At 58.8% G+C, this 22270-nt stretch carries 22 protein-coding genes, 1 tRNA gene and 1 pseudogene; 19 read left to right on the top strand and 5 right to left on the bottom strand.

Annotated elements, in window-relative coordinates; translation table 11 throughout:
* Nucleotides 1–56 precede the first annotated feature (56 nt).
* Nucleotides 57–1229, top strand: coding sequence for an MFS transporter (locus tag FD715_RS15240; protein ID WP_147111492.1), 1173 nt, complete (start codon nucleotides 57–59; stop codon nucleotides 1227–1229).
* A gap of 67 nt (nucleotides 1230–1296) precedes the next feature.
* Here the strand turns inward: FD715_RS15240 and FD715_RS15245 are convergent, their stop codons facing one another.
* Nucleotides 1297–2460, bottom strand: a complete 1164-nt coding sequence (locus FD715_RS15245) for an alpha-hydroxy acid oxidase (RefSeq protein WP_147111495.1) — start codon at nucleotides 2458–2460, stop codon at nucleotides 1297–1299.
* Nucleotides 2461–2618: 158 nt separating this feature from the next.
* Between FD715_RS15245 and FD715_RS15250 the strand changes: the two genes are divergently transcribed.
* The 5 genes from FD715_RS15250 to FD715_RS15270 all read left to right on the top strand — a co-directional run bounded on the left by FD715_RS15250 (nucleotide 2619) and on the right by FD715_RS15270 (nucleotide 7098).
* On the top strand, nucleotides 2619–3764 hold the full coding sequence (locus tag FD715_RS15250) for a twin-arginine translocation pathway signal protein (RefSeq protein ID WP_147111499.1): 1146 nt from the start codon (nucleotides 2619–2621) through the stop codon (nucleotides 3762–3764).
* Nucleotides 3757–4203: a MarR family winged helix-turn-helix transcriptional regulator gene (locus tag FD715_RS15255; protein WP_147111501.1), complete on the top strand. Its 447-nt coding sequence runs from the start codon at nucleotides 3757–3759 to the stop codon at nucleotides 4201–4203. The genes FD715_RS15250 and FD715_RS15255 overlap by 8 nt, the downstream gene beginning before the upstream one ends.
* An 81-nt stretch (nucleotides 4204–4284) precedes the next feature.
* Nucleotides 4285–4983: a tRNA (guanosine(46)-N7)-methyltransferase TrmB gene (gene trmB / locus FD715_RS15260; RefSeq protein ID WP_147111504.1), complete on the top strand. Its 699-nt coding sequence runs from the start codon at nucleotides 4285–4287 to the stop codon at nucleotides 4981–4983.
* Nucleotides 4984–5119: 136 nt separating this feature from the next.
* Nucleotides 5120–6469, top strand: a complete 1350-nt coding sequence (gene aroA, locus FD715_RS15265) for a 3-phosphoshikimate 1-carboxyvinyltransferase (protein WP_147111507.1) — start codon at nucleotides 5120–5122, stop codon at nucleotides 6467–6469.
* Nucleotides 6470–6477: 8 nt separating this feature from the next.
* Nucleotides 6478–7098 (top strand): d(CMP) kinase, encoded by a 621-nt coding sequence (locus FD715_RS15270; RefSeq protein ID WP_147111600.1) that lies wholly within the window; start codon nucleotides 6478–6480, stop codon nucleotides 7096–7098.
* Here FD715_RS15270 and FD715_RS15275 read toward each other — a convergent pair.
* The 3 genes from FD715_RS15275 to FD715_RS15285 all read right to left on the bottom strand — a co-directional run bounded on the left by FD715_RS15275 (nucleotide 7095) and on the right by FD715_RS15285 (nucleotide 8980).
* A complete protein-coding gene (locus tag FD715_RS15275; protein WP_147111510.1) occupies nucleotides 7095–7529 on the bottom strand; it encodes a hypothetical protein in 435 nt (144 codons plus the stop codon). The two genes, FD715_RS15270 and FD715_RS15275, sit on opposite strands and share 4 nt — an antisense overlap.
* A 109-nt stretch (nucleotides 7530–7638) precedes the next feature.
* On the bottom strand, nucleotides 7639–8433 hold the full coding sequence (trpA, locus tag FD715_RS15280; protein WP_189799506.1) for a tryptophan synthase subunit alpha: 795 nt from the start codon (nucleotides 8431–8433) through the stop codon (nucleotides 7639–7641).
* 61 nt (nucleotides 8434–8494) lie between these two features.
* Nucleotides 8495–8980: an acyloxyacyl hydrolase gene (locus FD715_RS15285; RefSeq protein ID WP_147111516.1), complete on the bottom strand. Its 486-nt coding sequence runs from the start codon at nucleotides 8978–8980 to the stop codon at nucleotides 8495–8497.
* Nucleotides 8981–9172: 192 nt separating this feature from the next.
* Here FD715_RS15285 and ychF point away from each other — a divergent pair, with 192 nt between their 5' ends.
* The 13 genes from ychF to FD715_RS15350 all read left to right on the top strand — a co-directional run bounded on the left by ychF (nucleotide 9173) and on the right by FD715_RS15350 (nucleotide 20985).
* Nucleotides 9173–10270, top strand: coding sequence for a redox-regulated ATPase YchF (gene ychF / locus FD715_RS15290; protein WP_147111519.1), 1098 nt, complete (start codon nucleotides 9173–9175; stop codon nucleotides 10268–10270).
* A gap of 438 nt (nucleotides 10271–10708) precedes the next feature.
* Nucleotides 10709–10798 (top strand) — tRNA-Ser (locus tag FD715_RS15295).
* Between the two features lie 179 nt (nucleotides 10799–10977).
* Nucleotides 10978–11706, top strand: coding sequence for an integrase arm-type DNA-binding domain-containing protein (locus tag FD715_RS15300; protein WP_223274910.1), 729 nt, complete (start codon nucleotides 10978–10980; stop codon nucleotides 11704–11706).
* A gap of 184 nt (nucleotides 11707–11890) precedes the next feature.
* Nucleotides 11891–12013, top strand: coding sequence for an integrase core domain-containing protein (locus FD715_RS23060; protein ID WP_147111604.1), 123 nt, complete (start codon nucleotides 11891–11893; stop codon nucleotides 12011–12013).
* A gap of 6 nt (nucleotides 12014–12019) precedes the next feature.
* Complete coding sequence (locus FD715_RS15310) at nucleotides 12020–12433, top strand: hypothetical protein (RefSeq protein WP_147111522.1); 414 nt, start codon at nucleotides 12020–12022, stop codon at nucleotides 12431–12433.
* 6 nt (nucleotides 12434–12439) lie between these two features.
* Nucleotides 12440–12877, top strand: a complete 438-nt coding sequence (locus FD715_RS15315) for a hypothetical protein (protein WP_147111527.1) — start codon at nucleotides 12440–12442, stop codon at nucleotides 12875–12877.
* Between the two features lie 416 nt (nucleotides 12878–13293).
* Nucleotides 13294–14643, top strand: coding sequence for a hypothetical protein (locus FD715_RS15320; protein ID WP_223274911.1), 1350 nt, complete (start codon nucleotides 13294–13296; stop codon nucleotides 14641–14643).
* Between the two features lie 256 nt (nucleotides 14644–14899).
* Nucleotides 14900–15055 carry a light-harvesting protein gene (locus FD715_RS15325; RefSeq protein ID WP_147111533.1) on the top strand — a complete coding sequence of 52 codons (156 nt, stop codon included), beginning with the start codon at nucleotides 14900–14902 and terminating at the stop codon, nucleotides 15053–15055.
* Between the two features lie 12 nt (nucleotides 15056–15067).
* Complete coding sequence (locus tag FD715_RS15330; protein ID WP_147111536.1) at nucleotides 15068–15415, top strand: light-harvesting protein; 348 nt, start codon at nucleotides 15068–15070, stop codon at nucleotides 15413–15415.
* A gap of 106 nt (nucleotides 15416–15521) precedes the next feature.
* Entirely contained in the window at nucleotides 15522–16949 is a 1428-nt protein-coding gene (locus tag FD715_RS15335) for a PucC family protein (protein WP_147111539.1), read from the top strand.
* The gene (locus tag FD715_RS15340) at nucleotides 16946–18046 is read left to right on the top strand and encodes a PucR family transcriptional regulator (protein WP_147111542.1); all 1101 of its coding nucleotides are present in this window, start codon (nucleotides 16946–16948) and stop codon (nucleotides 18044–18046) included. The genes FD715_RS15335 and FD715_RS15340 overlap by 4 nt, the downstream gene beginning before the upstream one ends.
* Nucleotides 18047–18469: 423 nt before the next feature.
* The gene (locus tag FD715_RS15345; protein ID WP_147111546.1) at nucleotides 18470–19312 is read left to right on the top strand and encodes an AraC family transcriptional regulator; all 843 of its coding nucleotides are present in this window, start codon (nucleotides 18470–18472) and stop codon (nucleotides 19310–19312) included.
* A 131-nt stretch (nucleotides 19313–19443) separates the two neighbouring features.
* On the top strand, nucleotides 19444–20985 hold the full coding sequence (locus FD715_RS15350) for a hypothetical protein (RefSeq protein ID WP_147111549.1): 1542 nt from the start codon (nucleotides 19444–19446) through the stop codon (nucleotides 20983–20985).
* A gap of 826 nt (nucleotides 20986–21811) precedes the next feature.
* Here the strand turns inward: FD715_RS15350 and FD715_RS15355 are convergent.
* Nucleotides 21812–22270, bottom strand: a pseudogene (locus FD715_RS15355) (hypothetical protein); the annotation flags it as partial.

The following is a 22270-nucleotide window of genomic DNA, read 5'->3' on the forward strand; positions in this document are numbered from 1 at the left end:
GCAAAATACCTTGCTGAGGGCTGGACGAGGTGAGGGCCCCGTGTCACCGCTGGGACATGAGACTTCTGGATGACATCATCGCCTCGCGCCGCGCCCTGATGGGCTTTGTCATCGTGGGCTTTGGCTGGGCTGCGTTCTCTGCCCAGATGCCGGTGATCAAGGGGCAGATCGGTGTAAGTGACGGGGCCTGGGGCACGCTGATCCTGATCGGGTCAACCGGCGCGATCATGGCGATGTGGCTGGCGCCGCTGTTGCACCGTCTGATTGGGCGGTGGGCGATGATTGCGGGCGCTGCGGTGATGGCGTCGGGCTTTGTGCTGGCGGGGACCGCGCAGACGTCGCTGGTGATGGGCATCGCGCTGTTTCTGGCAGCGGGCGGGTCCGGGATTGCGGACGTGCTGGCCAATGCCGAGGTGAGCGAGGCCGAGGCCAGCACGGGCCGGTCGCTGATGAACCTGAACCATGGTTTGTTTTCGGTGTCCTACGCGCTGGCTGCTGTGGCGGTGGGTGTGGCACGTGAGGGCGGGTATGGGCCGGTCGCCATTTTTTCGGTGCTCGTGCTGGCGGTGGCCATTCTAAGCCCGTGGCTGATCCTGCCGGTGCGGACGCTGACCGAGGAGGACACGCAGGACGCCAGCGGCATGCCGCGTCTTCTGGTTTGGGTTGGCGGTCTGGTTGTCCTGTCGGCCTTTCTGGGAGAGGCCGCGTCCGAGGGCTGGTCCGCCTTGCACGTGGAGCGGACGCTGGGCGGTGGCCCGGCTGAGGGCGCGATGGGGCCGGCGCTGCTGGCCACTGGCATGGCCGTGGGACGTCTGGGCGGGCACATCTTTGGCGCAAGCTGGCCGCCCTTCCGGGTGATGGTTGTGGCGTCGTGCATTGCCGGTCTTGGGCTGGCGCTTGCCGGTATGGCGACAGGGCTGCCCATGGCCTATGCCGGGTTCCTGCTGGGCGGTCTTGGTGTGTCGGTCGTTGGCCCCTTAGCGCTTGGACTGGTGGGTCAGGCCGTGCGCCCGAAATACCGTCTGGCCGCGATCAGCCAGGCCGCTGCCCTTGGCTATGCCGCCTTCTTCCTGGGCCCCGTCATCATGGGCTTTGTCGCCGAGGGCTTTGGTTTGCGCGTGTCTTTCTACGTGGTCGCGGGCATCATGTTTGCGGTCGCAGCAGTCCTCCTCCCGTCATGGGGACGGATGCTTGGCCGCCAACGCGCGCATATCCCTTCTTCTGGCTAAAAATACCTCGGGGGGTCTGGGGGGCTGGCCCCCCAGCCGGTCGCCGCGGGGCACCGCGGCGAAATCCCTATTGCCAACGCCCTTCGAACCCTTCGGGCACCAGCAGGTTATGCTGCCCGAGATTGGCCACGTTCGTTTCACCACACAGCGCCATTGTCGTGTCGAGTTCCTTGTGGATGACGTTCAGCGCCTCGGTCACACCCTGTTGGCCCATCGCACCCAGACCGTAGACAAAAGCGCGGCCGATATAGGTGCCCTTGGCCCCCATGGCGAGCGCCTTGAGCACGTCCTGACCCGAGCGGATGCCGCTGTCGAGATGCACTTCGACCTGATCGCCCACCGCGTCGAGGATCGAGGGCAGGGCGCGGATGGAGCTGAGCGCGCCGTCGAGCTGCCGTCCGCCGTGGTTTGATACGACGATGGCGTCGGCGCCGACCTTGAGCGCCATCTTGGCGTCGTCGGCATCGAGGATGCCCTTGAGGATGACCTTGCTGCCCCATTGCTCTTTCAGCTTGGCGACCTTGGACCAGTCGAGGGTCGGATCGAATTGCTCGGCTGTCCATGCGCCGAGCGAGGAGGCATCGCTGATGCCGTCCACGTGGCCCACGATGTTTCCGAACTCGCGGCGCTTGGCCGACAGCATCTCGATCCCCCAGGCCCATTTGGTGGCGAGGTTCGCGATGGTCTTGGCCGTGAGTTTGGGCGGGGCCGAGAGGCCGTTTTTCAGGTCCTTGTGCCGCTGGCCGAGGATTTGCAGATCGAGCGTGATGACGAGGGCGGCGCAGTTCGCGTCCTTGGCCCGCTGGATCAGGCGGGCGACGTAGTCCTGATCCTTCATCGTGTAGAGCTGGAACCAGAAGGGAGCGTCGGTGAAGCCAGCCACATCCTCGATCGAGTTGATGGACATGGTGGAGAGCGTAAAGGGAACGCCGAATTTCTCGGCCGCGCGCGCGGCTTTCATTTCGCCATCGGCGTGCTGCATGCCGGTGAGTCCTACCGGGGCGAGGGCGACGGGCATGGCGACGTCCTGGCCGATCATCTGGGATTTGGTCGAGCGGCCCGACATGTCGACGGCCACGCGCTGGCGCAGACGGATGTCATCGAAGTCCGAGGAATTGTCGCGGAATGTCTGTTCCGTCCAGCTGCCGGATTCGCAGTAATCGTAGAACATGCGCGGCACGCGGCGTTCGTAGATGCGTTTGAGATCGTCGATTGTGGTGATGACGGGCATGGCAAACTTCCGATATTGGTCAGGTTTGGTTACCAATTTCCGGGTTTCGGGGCAAGCGGAGATGCGTCTCAGGTTATTAAGTTCGATATAGTACTTGTTTGGTGCGATATCGTATTATATCCAAGATGTAGTTCGAAATCGTACAAAAGGAGCATCCGATGTCTTTCACTCGTCGCAAAACCCTCGCTCTGCTTGGGGGTGGTTCAATTCTGGCAGCGTCTGGCGCAGGCGCTTACGCCGTCACCCGCATGCCGCAAACGGCGCTGAAGCCGTGGGAGGTCGCAGGCACCTATGCCGAGCCGCGCATGCGTGCGTTGTCCTATGCCATCCTCGCGCCTAACCCGCACAACCGTCAGCCGTGGCAGGTGGACCTGCGCACCGAGGGTGAGGTGACCTTGCGCGTGGATACTGACCGGTTGCTGCCGCACACGGACCCGTTCAACCGGCAAATCGTGATTGGTCTGGGGTGCTTCTTGGAACTCATGGCTCTCGCGGCGGCCGATCAGGGCTATGGCGTTGAGTTTGATCTGTTCCCGGATGGGGAAGATCCCGAGGGGTTGGACCATCGTCGTGTGGCGGTGGCCCGTTTCATCGCAGGGGCGGGCACGCCTGAGCCGGGGCTGTTCGGACAGGTGATGCACCGCCGGTCCCTCAAGGAGCCGTTTGATACGGACCGGCCAGTGGATCAGGCGGCGCTGGATGCGGTTCTGGGTGCTGCGACCCGCACGGCTGTTGCGGGGTCTGTCGATCCCGATGACATTGCCGCCTTGCGGGTGCTCAGTCATGATGCGCTGCGGATCGAGATTGAGACGCCGCACACCTACAAGGAAAGCGTGGACCTGTTCCGTATTGGTCGGCGCGAGGTGGATGCCAATCCCGACGGCATCGATTTTACAGGACCGATGTTCGAGGCGATGGCCCTGACCGGCACCTTTACGCGGGAGGCGGCGCTGGACCGCAAGTCGATGGCCTATACCGAAGGGCTGAAGGCCGTTTTTGCCAACACCGACACGGCCATGGGGCATCTGTGGCAGGTGACACCGACCAACACGCGCGCCGACCAGATCGCGGCGGGGCGTGACTGGCTGCGCCTGAACCTGGCAGCGACAGGGGCGGGGCTTGGTATGCAGCCGCTGAGCCAGGCGCTGCAGGAATATCCGGAGATGCGAGCGCTTTACACCGAAGTGCATGACAGGCTGGCACCGGGCGGTGGAACCGTGCAAATGTTTGCGCGGATCGGATACGGCCCCGACATCCCGCAAAGCCCCAGGTGGGATATAGAAAGCAAGATCGTGCATGCGTGACACTGACCCGTCGGTCTTTTTCGAAGTGTTCAACGAGATCGGCATTATTGAACAGTTGAGCCGCGCCATTCTGGAGGCGCGGCTGCCCTATGGACTGATCGCACCCCATTTCACGGTGTTGAACCATCTGACGCGCGTGAGTGACGGTCGCACGCCCATGGAGATGGCGCGGGCCTTTCAGGTGCCCAAGACCTCGATGACCCACACGTTGAAGGGGCTGGAGGAGCACGGGTTGGTGGAGATGCGCCCGAATCCCGAGGACGGGCGGTCAAAGCGGGTGTGGCTGACCGACAAGGGGCGCGAAGTGCGTGCCGATACAATTGCGGCCCTTGGCCCGGAGTTTGCGAAACTCGCTGAGGATTTTGATGTGGCCCGGCTGGTTGAGATCCGGCCCGTATTGACCGAATTGCGTGAATATCTGGACGCGGCGCGGGATTGAGCGCGGGTGGGCGCAGGACACCTGCGCCTTACCGGTCCGTCCCCATTGCCCCTGTCTGCGACCCGCGCTACACGGCGCGCCATGACCGAACGCCCCCATCGCAACTTTTATGGACGCCTCAAGGGCAAGACCCTGAAGGACAGTCAGAAACGCTATCTGGATGAAGATCTGGAGGCGTTATCGCCGGGTGCGGTGTCGTGGGAGGACAATCCTGCGCGCAATCCGCTGGATCTGGATGCGCTGTTCGGGGGCAAGCCTGTGTGGCTTGAGGTCGGCTTTGGTGGCGGTGAGCATCTGGTGCATCAGGCCGCCCAGAACCCGGATGTCGGCATTATCGGGGCGGAGCCCTATATTAACGGTGTTGCGATGCTGCTGGGCAAGATCCGGCGGGCGGGGGTGGAGAATCTGGCCGTGCATCCCGGCGATGCGCGTGACCTGATGGACGTGCTGCCTGAGGCGTCGATTGCGCGGGCCTTTCTGCTCTATCCCGATCCGTGGCCCAAGGCGCGGCATCATCGCCGCCGCTTTGTCACGCAGGAGCACCTGGAGCCTTTGGCGCGGGTGATGCAGCCCGGGGCCATCTTTCGCGTGGCGACCGACATTCCTGACTACGTGCGCCAGACGCTGGAAGAGGTGCCGAAGGCGGGCTTTGAATGGTTGGCCGAGCGCCCGACCGATTGGCGGGAGCCTTGGGGTGACTGGATCAGCACGCGGTACGAGCAGAAGGCGCTGCGTGAGGGACGGGTGCCGCATTATCTGACGTTTCGGCGGGTTGGATAGGGTGTGTGGGGGCGCTGCCCCCGCGCGTGCCGCGCTCCCCCGTGGTATTTTTGGTCAGAAGAAACATGTGGGCGGTCTGGACGAGGTCAGATGGGCGGGGTAGGTCTGCGCCGACTTTTTCAATGCGAGCGCAAACATGTCCAGCCACGGTGATCCGATCCCTATGACCTCTTCCGCCTGTGGGCCGCTGAGCGGTGTGGCGGAGGTACCGGGCGACAAGTCGATCTCGCATCGCTCGCTCATTCTGGGCGCCATGGCGGTGGGGGAGACGACCATAACCGGGTTGCTCGAAGGGCAGGATGTGCTGGACACCGGCAAGGCCATGCAGGCCTTTGGCGCCGAGGTGATCAACCATGGTGGTGGGTCCTGGTCTGTCCATGGTGTTGGCGTTGGGGGCTTTGCGGAACCCGATCAGGTGATTGATTGCGGCAATTCCGGCACCGGTGTGCGCCTGATCATGGGGGCGATGGCGACCTCGCCCATTTCGGTGACCTTTACTGGCGACGCGAGCCTGAACGGGCGGCCCATGGCGCGGGTGACGGACCCGCTGGCGCTGTTTGGCTGTCAGGCGGTGGGCCGGGCCGGGGGGCGGTTGCCGATGACGCTTGTGGGCGCGGCTGATCCGGTGCCCGTGCGCTACACCGTGCCGGTGCCGTCGGCGCAGGTGAAGTCTGCCGTGTTGTTGGCCGGTCTGAACGCGCCGGGTGAGACTGTGGTGATCGAGGAAGAGGCGACACGCGATCATACGGAGCGGATGCTGGCGGGGTTCGGGGCCGAGATTTCGACCGAGGTGACCGACGAGGGGCGTGTCATCACCCTCAAGGGGCAGCCGGAGCTTAAGCCGCAGCATATTGATGTGCCGCGCGATCCGTCCTCGGCCGCGTTTCCGGTGTGTGCGGCGCTGATCGTGCCCGGATCGGACGTGCTGGTGCCCAATATCGGGTTGAACCCGACGCGGGCGGGGCTGTTCACCACGCTGCGCGAGATGGGGGCTGATTTGGTGTACGAGAATGAGCGCGAGGAAGGTGGTGAGCCTGTGGCTGACCTGCGCGCGCGGTTCTCGCCCGATCTGAAGGGGATTGAGGTGCCTGCCGAGCGTGCGGCGAGCATGATTGATGAATACCCGGTGCTGTCGGTTGTGGCGTCTTTTGCCAGCGGCGAGACCCATATGCCGGGGGTGAAGGAATTGCGGGTCAAGGAGAGTGACCGGATTGACGCCATGGCCGTTGGTTTGCGCGCAGCGGGCGTGACGGTTGAGGATGGGCCGGATTGGTGGACTGTCACGGGCCTTGGCCATGGTCATGTAACCGGAGGCGTGACCTGTGCGAGCCATCTGGATCACCGGATTGCGATGTCGTTCCTTGTCATGGGTATGGCGACGCAGAAGCCGATGAGCGTGGATGATGGCGGGCCGATTGCGACCTCCTTCCCGATCTTCGAGGCGCTGATGGGTGGGCTGGGTGCCGACATTCAGCGCGGCGGGTGATGTCGGCGCTGGTGTTTACCGTTGCCATTGACGGGCCTGCGGCGGCCGGCAAAGGCACCATCGCGCGTGCTGTTGCAGAGCATTTCGGGTTTGCGCATCTGGATACCGGGCTTTTGTACCGTGCCGTTGGGGCGTTGACGCTGGACGGGGCCGATCCGGTGGCGGCGGCGCGGGCGCTGGACCCGATTGCGCTGGAAGACGGACGGTTGCGCACGGCGGAGGTGGCGCAGGCCGCGAGCCGGGTGGCTGTGATTGCGGAGGTGCGGGCGGCGCTACTGGACTTTCAGCGCGCCTTTGCGCGGCGGTCCGGCGGTGCGGTGCTGGATGGGCGCGACATTTGCACAGTCATTTATCCCGATGCCGAAGCGCAGCTTTTCGTGACGGCGAGCGCTGAGGTGCGTGCGGAGCGGCGCTGGAAAGAGTTGCGGGAGAAGGGTGATGACCGGTCGCTGGCCGAGGTGTTGGAGGATGTGCGGGCCCGTGATGCGCGCGACAGTGAGCGTGAGGCGGCGCCGATGCGGCCCGCGGATGGGGCGCTGTTGCTGGACACCTCGGAGATGTCGATTGAAGAGGCTGTGGACGCGGCCATCGCGCATGTGGAGGCGAAGGGCGGGATACCCCGGGCCTAGGTTTGCAGGGCGTTGTTCAGTTCGGTGGAATCGACAATCACATATGACGTGAAATGGACCTTCCATGACCCGTCCGGCTGGCGCTTGATCAGCGAAAAGGCCGGGTAGGGTTCCTGGACCAGAATATCGCGGCTGATGAGGCGTGTTTCATGGGTGGCGGCCACTTCGTCCGGGGACCGGAAGCTGGCGGACACGCAATGGCGGGCCATCATCGTGACTTGCTGTTTCACGAGATGCCCGTGCACGGCATCGAATGTCGTCCTCAGGCTGTTCCGCGATCCGATGACATTCTGGCCGTTCACCGTCTCGACGGTGTAGGGGAGGCTGAAGCACGCCGCGAATGTCTCGAACGCGCCGGACAGGAGGGCGTCGCCCGTCTTTGCGAGCAGTGTTTCCGAGATATCGGATGGGGAGGCAGTGGTCTGAATCAAGGCGTATAGGTCTTCGGTCTTGGGCCGAACATTGCCGCATTCAGACGAAAATTCAATAATTACATACGTTTCCCGTATAGAGGGAGCGATTTCGGCAGAGACTTGCTGGCTATGCCGTGTGTGCGCCGTCGGCCAGGCTTTTCACAAATTCCAGAACGCTGTCGACGCTGTCGCCTGCGCCGATCTTGCTGACGATGGCGGAACCGACGACGGCACCATCGGCAACGGACGCGATGGCGCGCGACTTTTCCGGTGTGTTGATACCGAAGCCAACGATGATGGGCAGGTCTGTGGCCGACTTGATGCGCGCGACCTCGGGGCCGACATCCCCGGCCTCAGCCTCGGCCGCGCCTGTGATCCCAGTGATCGAGACGTAGTAGACAAAGCCCGAAGTGTTTTGCAGCACGCGCGGCAAGCGCTTGTCATCCGTGGTCGGCGTGGCGAGCCGGATGAAGTTGAGGCCCGCGGCCTGGGCCGGGATGCACAACTCGCTGTCTTCTTCGGGGGGCAGGTCGACGACGATCAGGCCGTCGATCCCGGCCTCTTTGGCCTGAGCCAGAAACGTGTCCACGCCGCGCGAATAGATCGGGTTGTAATAGCCCATCAGCACGATGGGGGTCGTATTGTCCGTTTCACGGAACGCACGCGCCAGATCTAGCGTGCGGTCAAGGGTCATGCCCGCCTCGAGCGCCCGTTGGCCTGCGAGTTGGATGGTGGGCCCGTCGGCCATGGGGTCCGTGAAGGGCAGGCCCAGTTCGATCACGTCGACGCCAGCGCCCGGCAGGCCCTTTACGATCGCAAGGGACGTGTCGTACTCCGGGTCGCCTGCCATGATGTAAGACACGAAAGCCTTGCGGCCTTCGGCCTTGAGGGCGGCGAATTTGGCGTCGATCCGGGTTGTCATCCTGCTCTCCATTAAGCGTTCCGCTGTCCCTGCCAAAGCGGTGCGGGAAAGGCAAGCGCCGTCAGAAGCGGAAATGGTACCTGATGTTGTAAACGTTCATGCCGGGGTTGTCGTCGGCCAGGCTCGCGTTCGATTTGTGCGAGATGGAGGCCGAGATCGCGTGGCCGTTGTCGAACTGATAGCCCACGCCTAAAAGGGACCGGATTTCGAAAGACGAGCCAAGGTCATTGCCGGCTGTCCCCTCTTCGAACAAGCCGGGCATGATGCTGTTGTCGATGAACCAGCCGCTCTGCCACTGCCAGCGCGACCAGATCCCGCCGCCGATAAAAGCGTCGCCCTCGGCAGAGAGACCCAGATTGGCGCCCCATGCCACGGACAGTACCCGCTTTTGGATAAAAGGCGTATGGCGGTACTCAAGGTCGAACGCAGCGCTGTCCGTACCCTGATCCCCGAAATCGGTGGAGCCAAGCCCCACGGTCCATTCCTGTGCCATTGCCCCGGTTACGCTGAAAAGGAGAACGAAAATCGCAATGTAAATGCGGGTCATGGTACTGATCCTGCGTCGCTATTATCACTTCGGCGCCGTATGGGCGCACTGAGCCCGCAACCTGCGACGGGGCTGGGGATAAATACAATTCCTTTCAACGTGCCGCGGCCCGTTTTTTGCAAACCTGTCACCGCCTTGCACCTGTTGTTGGTCCTGCTAGAAGCGGCGCACGTGCACAGAAGGATGGATCCGATGGGTTTCAAGATGGGTATCGTGGGCCTGCCGAATGTCGGCAAATCGACACTGTTCAACGCGTTGACCAAAACGGCGGCTGCGCAGGCCGCAAATTTTCCCTTTTGCACGATCGAACCCAATGTGGGCGAGGTCGCGGTGCCGGATGCGCGGTTGGACAAGCTGGCAGGCATTGCCGCGTCAAAGCAGATCATCCCGACGCGCATGACTTTCGTGGATATCGCTGGTCTCGTCAAAGGTGCGTCCAAAGGCGAAGGCTTGGGCAACCAGTTTCTGGCCAACATTCGCGAGGTCGATGCCATTGCCCATGTGCTGCGCTGTTTTGAAGATGGCGATGTCACCCATGTCGAAGGCCGTGTCGATCCTGTCGCCGATGCCGAGACCATCGAGACCGAGCTGATGCTGGCCGACATCGAAAGCCTCGAAAAGCGCCTTCAGAACATCGTGCGCAAGGTGCGCGGGGGCGACAAGGAGGCGGTGCAGCAGGAACGGCTCATGAAATTGGCGCTTAAAGCCCTTGAAGACGGCCAACCGGCCCGCGTCGTCGAGATTGATGACGAGGACGCAAAGGCGTGGTCCATGCTGCAACTGCTGACAACCAAGCCGGTTCTTTATGTCTGCAACGTGGGCGAGGAAGAAGCCGCCGGAGGCAATGCACATTCTGCCAAGGTCGCAGACATGGCCGCAGCGCAGGGCAACAGCCACGTGGTCATATCGGCTCAGATCGAGGAAGAGATCAGCCAGCTGGAAGACGACGAAGCCCAGATGTTCCTCGAAGAGATGGGCTTGACCGAAGCGGGCCTCGACCGGTTGATCCGCGCAGGCTACGAACTCTTGCACCTTGAAACCTATTTCACTGTCGGACCGAAAGAGGCGCGGGCCTGGACCATCAAGTCGGGCACTTCGGCGCCGAAGGCTGCCGGCGTGATCCACGGCGACTTCGAAAAGGGGTTCATCCGCGCCGAAACCATCGCCTACGACGATTTTGTAGATTTGGGTGGGGAACAGGCGGCCAAGGATGCGGGGAAGATGCGGGCTGAGGGCAAGGCATACATCGTCAAGGACGGCGACGTGATGCACTTCCTTTTCAATACCTAACAGACTCGCGTTACGAATAGTTCGTTGGCGGTCACAATGTGCATGGATGCGGTCTGTTATGCTGTCCCAGGCAGTGAATTAAAAAGGGCCCATCCAAACTCGTTGTGTGGGTGCCAGGCTTGTATTGTCACGCAGTGTCGATCTGCTGGCCCGCTACCACAAATACAAAGGCTATTTCCAAAGAGGCCGTCTATGCAGCATATGCTCAAGCATCTGGCGGCGTGAGCGACTACACCGGCGGCTCTGTTGGCCATGTCCAGCGCTGTGTATTTCAAGAGAAACTATGACAATAGATGGCCGCCGGAATTTGGCCGGCTCTCTCAGCCGACAGAGGCGTCGCGCAGATGACGGCGACATACAGAACACACGGCATTTCTGTTTGTAAGCAAAAGCATTCCCGCCTTGCACGTCTGTGCCCACTTCGTTAGAGCGGTCAACGGAGACGTGGCCGAGTGGTCGAAGGCGCTCCCCTGCTAAGGGAGTAGGCGGGAAACCGTCTCGAGGGTTCGAATCCCTTCGTCTCCGCCATCTACCAATTGTAAGTATTCATGATCGCTTAGGTGGCATTAGTTATCTTCATGTAAAGCATGAATAAATCAGTTTCGTCATTGCGTTTGGCTTGGTTTCGATTACTCTCAATCATGCTCACTTGGTGGTATGAATCATGGTATAATAGTGGCTCTTCAGAGTGGTAAATTGACAAAAACTTGGTTCGAACCCTAGGGTCGGGCCGCCACGGTGACGGGAATGGTCTCTATTTGGTTGTCGATCCGTCCGGGGCGCGCCGCTGGATTGTACGCGTCACCGTGAAGGGGCAGCGGAACAAACAAGGCAAACCGCTACGTACTGACTTTGGTCTCGGTGGAGCAGACATCGTTACGCTGAACCAAGCCAGGGACCGTGCTCTAGAGTACCGGCGAATGGCGAAGCAAGGGATTAACCCACGCTACAACGCCAGCCAAGAAATTCCATGTTTCGAGGAGATCGCCCGCCAAGTCCATATCGAACGCCTGCCGACTTGGAAGAATCCTAAGCATGGTCAGCAGTGGATCAATACTCTTGCAGAGTATGCCTTTCCGAAGATCGGCCGATTGCCCGTCTCAGAGGTAGGTCAGCCTGAAGTGCTTCAGGTACTGTTGCCGGTTTGGACTGAGAAACACGAGACCGCCAAACGCCTCGCACAGCGGATTAAAGCCGTTCTCGATGTAGCAAAGTCGAAGGGTTTCCGTAACGGCGAAAACCCGGTCGCTACGATCCGCGACGCGCGTGTGCTGCCCCAGGTCAAGCAAAAGGTGCAACATCATAAGGCCATGGACTGGAAAGACGTGCCCGCGTTCTATGCCCAACTGGCCACAAAAGACGCAATGGCAGCGAAGGCGCTTATGTTCACCTGCCTAACTGCCAGCCGTACCAGCGAAGTTCTTCAAGCTCGTTGAGAAGAGTTTGATTTTGAACAGCAGATGTGGACCGTGCCCGCAGCCCGAATGAAAGCTGACAAGGAGCATCGGGTGCCCCTCAGTGCCCAAATGCTGTCCATTAACGAGCGGTTCAATGGCACATTGCGCTAGGAGCATTCTCAACGTGAAGTGGTTCACGACCACCAAGCAAGCCTAGTTTTTAATCAACCAATGGCTCAGACAGTACAACCACACCCGACCACATCAGGCGCTCAACATCCGTACACCCGTTCCAGAAACACTATTAGAGAAAGCCCAAATCAGTGGCCCGGAAACAGGGGGCTAGACAGTATTGGCGGCGTTCAGTTCCGGGAGCCAAGACGACACTGTGGAGACGGAGTTAGGGACAGCAGAAGCGGCAAGAACTGCGGTTTCCGACGCATTCACCTTTCCCTTCAGCCAGGACATCATTGGCGTGAACAGTCTGGATGGGACCTACGACCTCAGTTTGGACACCTTCGGCGCAGGCATGACACCACCATTTGAACGGCTTTATGAGCCTACACTGGTGACCGCGGGCGCTCGACAGATGAACCTGTCCAATGTCCCAAGCAAATGCGATCTGAACGGCGACGGTATTCTGGATCAATATCGGATGACAGCAGCCTATGCAGATGTTGATCGGCCAATTGCGGTGCTTAGCGTGACGCCGACAAAACTGCTGCCAACGTCCGAACCCAAAATCGTTCGGATCGGCCGGGGCTAGGCCTCCATGACCTGGGTCCTGAGAGCGGAAGACAAGCACGAGACGACGGGTGAGTTCAACTACAACACAACAGTTTCTGCCACTCTGACGGCGGAGAAAAAGATTCTTGGAATTGGGGCATCCGCGTCCGTGACCACATCGGTTGAGGCCGGTGGCTCCTTTAGCACAACCAATAGCTTTACCGTGGCAAACGAGGTGCGCGACACCTACACAATTCCAGCAGGCGCATATGAGCCTGGCACCCTGGTGAACTATGGCTTCCATATGATCGTAGGCGACGTAGATTTTGTGCAACACACCCTATACATCGCCGAAATCACTAACGCGGCAAACGGAGCCCGGGACTTTATCAGCTTCCAAGGCTTCAATCGGGAAACCATCAAAGATCACTATGCCGGTCTTGTGGTGACCGACTACGACGTCAACAATGCCCCGTTGGGTTAAGACATCCTAGGTCTTGCATAACAGGCACACAAAAAGGGACAGAGCGAACACATCGCTCTGTCCAATCCATGTCTTGCGCGCTACCAGCGCCTTGCCCCGCGATCATGCACCGAAGCAGGCGCCCCACAAAAATTTGCCGAAACACCGCGTCCGAAGAAACGCGATGCGGGAGCGCACCCGGCAAAAACCGGCGTGCTCTCTATCGAAAAACCAACGTTTTTGCGCACAAAAAGCTAACTAAGGGTTGTGTTATCACTTTCACGCCACCCCAGGCCGCAATCCGTCGCAAGATCTTGCTCATGCGCTGACCTGACCTTAGCCCGACATCTAATCAGCATTTTTCAAGCTCAAAATGCAAGCGCGAGGGCCATTCTCCTCTTCACAACTTCAATTGACGACGCATGTTCAAAAGGAAAATGCAAACGCCACTCGACGCACTACAAAACGCCGACGACACCTTCGTATTCCGCGCGGGCCTCCATCATCAAACCCCGGACGCGGCGACCGCAGGTCAACACGTGCTGGCCCAATCGCTGCTCGCGCGCGGTATCAACGAAACGGACTTCACCGACGCACAGACAGACACACTTGCCGAATTTGCAGAACTCCTTGATCTGGCGCAGGCGGCTGTCATAGCGACGGGCGCAGACGTGGTCGCTGCGCTCGGCGATGCGGTGGATGTCACGTTCGTCGAAGACTTTCCCGCCACCGATGGCACAAAACTGGATGGCGCGGCCACCGAAGACGGGCGCATTTTCCTCGATGCTAACCTCACCGGCGCCTCTTTACAGGCAATATTGACCGAGGAAGTTGCCTTCTGCGAAGCATTCGCAACCGCCTCGCAGGGTGATTTCGACGCTGAGGTTGTCGCGCGGCTGACTGGCGGAACAGATACAAAAGCTTTGGCGCCTTTCATGTCTGAGAATGACACGGTCCAAACAGAGTTCGGAACCGCCCAAGCTGGATCTCGAACACCCGCTGGATCCGAAGGAAACGCCTTTGCGTCGGCTATCGTCTTTCCCAATGGGTTGATCGGCTACGATCGTGTTCAGACGAGGTTCGACGAACTGGCCCCGATCGAACGGTTGGATGAACCAAATCTGGTCACTCTCGGCGCGAGGGACCTGGATATTTCCGATGCGCATTGCAAGTTCGACTTGAACAACGACGGAGTGCTGGACCAATACAAGATGAAAGCAGCCTACGCCAACGTGAACGGGGACCTGCGCGTTCTCGACGTGCGACCGACCAAGCTGATCCCGACGTCCGAGTCCAACTCCATCCTAATTGGCCAGGGCGAAGCATCGACCACATGGGTGCTGGGCGAAGAACAGACCCACACCACCGCGTCCGAATACAACTGGAACCTTTCCGTCGCCTCGACGATCGAAGCCTCTGGCGAGTTTCTGGGGATCGGTGCATCCGCATCGTTGACGACAACCGGGGGCACGGGCGGTTCTGTGACACGAACCAACAGTTTTACTGTCGTAAACGAGGTGCGCGACACCTACACCATCCCTGCGGGTGCCTATGAGCCGGGCACGCTGGTCAATTACGGCTTCCACGTCGTCACGGCCGATGTCGATGTTCTCGAGTATACGCTATACATCCTCGAGATCACGAACGCCGTTGAAGGGTCCGAGGATCACGTGGACTTCTTCGGCATTGGCACCGGCACACTTGACGACCACTACTCAGGTCTCGTCGTGACAGATTATGACATCAACAACCGCCCCTTTGAGGACAATGCGTTAACGCTCGTGTAACGCGCCGCGCAACCGGGAAGAGTGTGACTGCCGCGCTCTTTCCGCACGGCGGTTTGCGAAAACTGGACCTGCGGGAGTTCCGGGCACCGCCGTATGTCAAATTTTAATTACGTTGTATGTGTAAACTAAAAATGACATTATCGAAGAATCGGCTACACATCTTCGCGGTGTGGTCGTGGATCCACGATGGTGGGTGCGGTTCGTCTCCGCGTGACCGCCCGACCGGTCCTAAAACCAACCATGGAGGAAATTGGACATGTCCGATGATCCAGAAAAGGTCTGGCCAACCGGCTTGAACCTGAAAGAGGCGGAGGAAGTTCACAGCTACCTCATTGATGGCACCCGTGTCTTCGGGCTCATCGCGCTTCTTGCTCACATTCTAGTGGCGTTCACAACGCCTTGGCTCGGCTAAGGAGGTGACGTTATGAACAATGCAAAAATGTGGCTTGTGGTGCCCCCTGCTGTGGGTGTGCCAATCTTTCTTGGGGCAGTTGCCGTTGGATCGTTTTCGGTTCACGTCGCTGTTCTAAGCAATACGTCTTGGGTGTCGGACTTCCTGTCCGGGCAAGAGCTGGGCACAGGTGATGAGATGGCCGCACGCCAGATCACGCCCAATGCCGAAACATCCAAGGCAGCCTACGTTCTTGACGAAAGCAATGACGGACGCGCGCTTACCGTCATCTTTGCGGATGGAACGACAGCAAAGGCCGTGCTTCAGACCGACAAGATATACGCGTCAGCGGCACCACCTCTATCGATCGCATCTGACTAGCGATCCACCGCCGTGGGCGGACTGCGCCCAATGGCACACCTCCGGAAAGCCTGTGACCGCCCAAATTGCTTGGGCGGTCCTCCGGCACCACAAGTAGAGATGAGGTATGCTGAACTATCGCGACTTCGCGCTTCGCAAGCTGGCTTCAATAGCTCCACGCTATCTGCCATTCGCAGATGTCGCGACCGAAGACGTGCCTTTGTCCCGGCTGCTTCGTTTATCCCTGTTTCAAATCACGGTGGGCATGGCTCTGGTCCTGTTGATGGGCATATTGAACAGGGTCATGATCGTTGAGCTGAACGTGTCGGCAGCACTTGTTGCAGGCATGATCGCCCTGCCGCTTCTGTTTGCACCGCTGCGCGCACTAATCGGGTTCAAGTCCGATACGCATGTATCCGCACTTGGGTGGCGGCGCGTCCCGTACATCTGGAAAGGCACGATGTACCAGTTTGGTGGCTTTGCCGTCATGCCTTTCGCGCTGTTGATGCTGTCAGGCTATGCCGAAGCTGCAGACGCCCCGCGCTGGATCGGGGTGTCATCCGCCGCGTTGTCCTTTCTTCTTGTCGGTGCCGGGCTTCATATGGTTCAGACCGTCGGCTTGGCCCTTGCCACCGACTTGGTGAAGGAAGAAGATCAACCCAAGGTCGTCGGCCTGATGTATGTCATGCTGCTCGTGGGCATGGTTGTCAGTGCACTGATCTACGGCGCACTTCTGTCGAACTACACGCCGGGCCGCCTGATCCAGGTCATCCAGGGCACGGCCGTCGTGACTGTGGCCCTCAATCTGTTTGCAATGTGGAAACAGGAAGCGCGAGATCGCGATGTGGCCCGACAGATGGAACTGGCGCCTAAAACGCGCTTTCAGGACGCCTGGCGCAATCTTGCAGCACGCCCCGGCATGGTCCGGCTTTTGGCCGTCATTGGACTTGGCACGTTTGGCTTCGGGATGGCCGATGTTTTGCTTGAACCCTATGGCGGTCAGGTGCTTGGCCTGTCCGTCGGGCAAACCACAAAGCTCACCGCCCTTTTGGCTGGCGGCACACTGATTGGCTTTGGCATCGCCTCGCGCACCCTGACGCGCGGTGGTATACCGGTGCGACTTGCCATTTTTGGCGCACTGATCGCCTTGCCCGGGTTTGCCTCCATTATCTTGTCGTCCTTGATCGACACGGCCATCCCGTTCTTGCTGGGGACATTTGCGGCTGGTCTTGGTGCGGGTCTTTTCGGCCACGCCACGCTGACGGCGACCATTCGAAACGCCCCGAACAACCAGATTGGCCTGTCGCTTGGCGCCTGGGGCGCTGTGCAGGCAACATGCGCGGGCGTTGGCATCGCCCTAGCGGGCATTGTTCGCGACATCGTGGTTGTGATGCCTGCATTTGCCGGACTTCCCGCCAGCACGCCCTATAATATGGTATTCATAATCGAGATGGCCTTCCTGGCGATGGCCATACTTGTTGCTATCCCGCTCTTGCTGCGCGGAACACGGCTGAAAGCTGTCAACGCGCGGTCGAAACCGATGGAGGCCCCATGACGCAAATCATCACACGCTATTTCGAAAGCGTCGATCAAGCGCAAAATGTGTACCGTGAGTTGGTACGCTTCCACCGGTTTTCGCCCCGGATCATCTCCATGTACACGTCTGCGGACGGTTTGCTGGATAAGCTCACGAAGGCCAAAGTGGATACCGATACCGCCAAGGCCTACGAGAAGCACCTGGCCAAATCGGGCGCGGTGCTCCTGGTCCGGGCTGGATACAAACCCCTGTCCGTGGCTCAAACCACCCGCGATGTGGCGGCCGAGATGGGCGCCGTTGACATGGGCGAGCTGGTCGAAGAAGTCACTGTCGAGGACAAGCCAAACCATCGCCTGAGCATTCTGCAGGACCATCCGCACATGCTGGCGCGACCTATCGATAGCGCCCATCCGAATCCTCATATGGCGGACTGGCCGATTCCACTGATCAGTCGCCGCAAGCCATTCCGGGGAAGCATCATTGAACCGCATGGCCGCATGGCGTCCTGGCCCATTGATCTTTTGTTACCGGGCAACAAGCGTTATGGCCGCTGGCCATTCGACCTGCTGGTCCCCGGCCAAAAGTACATGGCCAAGTTCCCCTTCGCCCACATTGTGCCGGGCCACAAGTTCATGGCGAAGTTTCCGTTTGGCCATATCGTGCCCGGCCACAAGTTCATGGCGAAGTTCCCGTTCGCTCACATTGTGCCTGGGCACAAGTTCATGGCGAAGTTCCCGTTTGGCCACATCGTGCCGGGCCACCCACGAATGGCAAACTGGCCCTTCCCGCTTCTCATCAACGGCAAACCGCATACGAACTCTCTCGTTCCCGGAAACAAGTTCATGGCGAAGTTTCCCTTTGCGCATATTGTGCCGGGCCACAAGTTCATGGCGAAGTTCCCCTTTGCGCACATCGTGCCGGGGCATAAGTTCATGGCGAAGTTCCCCTTTGCGCACATCGTGCCGGGGCATAAGTTCATGGCGAAGTTTCCCTTCGCCCACATCGTACCTGGCCACAAACACATGGCGAAGTTTCCATTTGGCCACATCGTGCCGGGCCACAAATACATGGCGAACTGGATCCTGCCGCATACCAAGGCAAAGACCACGTCATAGATCGCACGACCCGGGCGCCAGCTGATAACCACCCAAGTCGGTACTTGGATGGAGGTAGACCTTTTCTTAATCATCGCGGCAACGCCCGGCAGGTCTTCATTTCGTCGTTCTGCAAGACGAACAACGCAGCGCAGAAGAAGCCGCGCAGAATTACGCCTACAGATATTGTGCGTACCAGCCGTCTTTCGCGGGAATTTCAACAAGCGGTTTAGCCGCGATGTTTGTTTGATAGGCTCCCATGTTTAACTGCCATGACATGTGGAGGCGCCAGTGCGTGCTATCTCAACGAAGTCTGCGCGTGTTCGTTTTCTCAACGATCAATGCGACGTGTCTGAATTGTACCCGTCTTCCGGCAGTGACGATCGCTCAGCAGACGTTGAATGGTTGCCCGTCAGAGAATATGGACGACTTTGCTCTCGTGCTATGGCACAAAATCAAGCGGAAATGGCGCTGCTCTATGCCCGCAGTTACGGTCCGTGGTGCCCTGGTTGCCTTGCCTTCTCGCAACCAACGCTTGGGGGATTGTTCGACAGCTTCTGCCGGAAATCCGTCTACCAGATGCAGGGCGCGTGGTTGAAGCTCAATGTTTCCGGCGACTTCGCCAACATAACTTACTATCATGCCCCTGACGACGACCACCCGCGCATTTGTTTCGATGAAACCTTCATTGTTGCAGCCAGTGCCGAGATGTTGCTCCGTCATGCTCCTGACTGCACTGTAAACAGCGCTCAATTGGCCACAAATCAGGTGGCTGGCAAAGCGCTATCGGCGCAAATAAAAACGCCGGTCGAAGCAAATGCGGCGGAAAGTGCGATCTCATTTGACGCTGCGGTCCTTCAGCAGCAGGTTCCGCAAGCTGTTCCAAAACTATCATCGTCTTTGCAACTTGGCACAGATGTCCTGATGCCCGACGGAACAACCTGCGATCTTTTGAGCCGTCTAAAGACCGCCGTGGCAGCATCAATAACGGACGGGACAGCCCAGACAATCGAACGATACGCCCATGATTTGGGGATTACGACGCGAACGCTACAACGGCACGTTGCCGATCATGGCACAACAATAAGTGCGATCCGAGACACATTGCGAGAAGAAAGGGCCTGTCGGCTGCTCACCGATACAGACATGCCCATAAAGCAGATCAGTTCCGTTCTGGGCTACGCCTCACAGACCACGTTTTTCAGAGTTTTCCGCCAATGGAAAGGAACGTCCCCGGCTGCTTATCGAAAGACTTCCCAGGCAAAATCGAGTGATGGCAGAAAATGAGACTTTTTTGTCATCGCACGAGAGTCATGCGCAGTTACGGAACCGCATAGTCATCGCCTAGGACATGTGAGGCGCGAGGTTGGGCCACGCCAATCTCGCCCTGCACATATCCGGATCATAAGGAGCCTCCGATGACGTCAACCGAGCAACAAGCCGAGCAATTGGACAACTTGCAAGCAAACCCGAGTCCCTTTGCGAGCAGCAAGGTATTTGAACAGGGCAGGTGTGTGGGCATCGACCATGGGCTGGGAAGCAACGATGGCGAAAGCGCTGCCAGTGCTTCGCTTGTATTTGGCGCGTTTGGTGCGGCCCTGGACGCCCGGGACCTAGATTTTGAGAGCCTTACCGTCGAAGGCGAGATGGCCTTTGAGCTTGCAAGCTACCGTATCGCGGATGTGTTGAGTTCGGACCTCGAGACGACCGACGACGTCGATGAGCAGTTCGGCGAAGACATTGACCTGACGATCGTGGACGACTTTGCCACATTGAATGGGACACCTCTTGAGGGTGCTGCAATTCTTGGAACTGACGAGATCATCCTTGATAGCAAGCTCGAGGGCGAGGAGTTGCGCGACGCCTTGGCCGAAGAAATTGCCGAGACCGCGTTCCAACAGGTCTATGACACAACGTCCATCGGCGATTTCGGTGCCGAGGTGGTCGCGAGGCTTCAGGACACGTCTGACGAGGCGGAGCTGCAGACATATTTGACCATCGAGGAAAGCGATACCGTCCAAACCGAGTACGGAACCGCAGAGGCCTATGATGACAGCGCGTATGAATTCTTCATCACGATATTGGAACAGGAAGCGCCCAACCTAGAGGTCACTGGATACATCGTCAGTGACGAAGAGACGATGCGCGAAGTGGCCGATTCAGTGGTTGGACCTGAGGCAAATTCTCGACGGTCGTATTGGGGTGACGAAGGGTCCAATACGATTGGCGACATCGCCGTTGTCGACTTGGATGGCGATGGCGAGGTGTGGGAAAGTGCGTTGGTCTTCATAGATGCTGGCGTACCATTTGACGAGACATCGGCGAACGTCGTGTCGCGCGCTTCGGGCTACGATTACATCCCGATTTCCGGCCTAACCGAAACATACACGGCTTCGGGGAGCCCGGGTGAATCGCGCATTACGACGACATACACTTCGAGCGCGGAATACTCGCTTTCAGAGGAGACAAACTGGTCGGAGGCAAACACTGTCAACGGCAGTGCGAATGTCACCATTGGCGCGTTTGAAGTGTCAGGCGGCGTCTCAGAAACAAGCTCTGAAGGGGGAAGCGTGACCACGTCAAATACCGCTACGGCAACCGTGACGAACTCGATTACAGAGGTTTTGAATGGCGACGATTATCCGGCAGATACTCGGCTGACCGTTGGCCTGCATGAGACCATCGCGGATGTAAACGCGACGACCGAATACGATATGTGGTTTGAATTTCGTGAGGCGGATGGCAGCCTGGACGGTGTCGTCAGATTCGATGTTGAAGAAACAAGGATCTTGGAAGACTACTTGCTCGACATCACGTTCACGCAACATGAAGTGGATCGTCTCGAACTTGACGAAACGACGATCGCTTCATTGGATAGTAGCACCGGCCTAACCTTCGCGGATCTAGGTTTGGGAAATCCTTCGTCCTCTTCAAATACCACGGATTTTGTCGTCGCGTAGTGTTATGGGACGAGGCTGGACCCAATTGACTAAGCCTCTCGAAACGAGGCCACCGAATTCTGAACAATCGGTCCAGTCAAAAGGTGCGGCGCAGCAGTTCGTGGAGCCTTGGCCGCTCCGTATGGCCAATAAAGGCTCCGCAAAAAGAGACCTGGCAAGAACGCGTCAATTCAGTGAAACCGTGAAAGCGCTTCAACCGACCCGGTTTCACTTCGCTTCCTTTGTGCTGTCAGTTACGAGTATATCTGTCGCCCTGCCCAAGGTCAGGTTGGAGCCCAGACCTACCCCTTACTTCTATCTTTTCGGTTCAGGTGTTTACTGGCGACTTGCTCGTAAAATGCGAATTAGCAAGACAATTGCGAATAGGATCGCTCCTAATAGGAACCAAGGCAACCCAACAAAAGCGAAAGCATATCCGCCCATCTTCAACCCATTCACCCATTCGGTAATGTCGAGACCAAAAACCAAACACTCGATAACATCGCGCTCACGAGGGTTATGGCAATTTCCCAGGTTTTTCAGTCACAAGCCCAGTTCAACTGACGACACTAGGCCAAGTGGAACGCACAGCCAGACAGTTATCAAAGTGATCCAGAGCCTGACCCGTTTGGAGGTAACGAGCCAAGTGGCCACTGCACCGCATAGCAATGGAAGGGTGAATGCAAGTAGTTCCACAGTTCATCGTTTTTGAGTCCAATAGCAAATTGGGACCCTATTCGAGCCGCGACCGTTGGACAACGACGGCTTCGTCCCGTAAATCAGTCATGGTCGTGATATCGGCGCACGTCTGGTGCAGATGTGACGCTGCAGTTGCGTTGGAGCTAGTTTATGGGTCCTGACCCTGGTTTGCTGAAATTGAGATCGTGTTTTCCCTGAGGTTAGGACTGAATATTTTGGTGGAACATGCCCTCATTGAATAGCGGCGTTTTGCGAACAAATTAGAACGCGCGTAGGCGGCTTCAGCTTTGTCCTTGATCCCACGAGCAATCGCTGCCTCGATGACGTCGCGAGGAGAGCCCGTAGTTTCACCGGCCCAATCGCGGAAAGTGGAGCGGACACCGTGGACAGTGATACCGTTACGCTCCATACGGCGCGGAACTGCCGACATGCTCATGTCTGAGATCGGCTTGCCGGGTTTGGTCTCGCTTTCAAGCACCAACGAGGAATCGTCGCCAGGCGGCCCAAGGTACGCAATGGATTGCGGCGTAAGGGGCCACGATGCTCTTTGCCAGCCTTCATGCGCTCCGCTGGGACAGTCTACGCGTTGCCCTGACTTGCGCGCAAA

Origin of the sequence: Tateyamaria sp. syn59 (assembly GCF_007995245.1) — a bacterium.
Taxonomy (GTDB): Bacteria; Pseudomonadota; Alphaproteobacteria; order Rhodobacterales; family Rhodobacteraceae; genus Tateyamaria.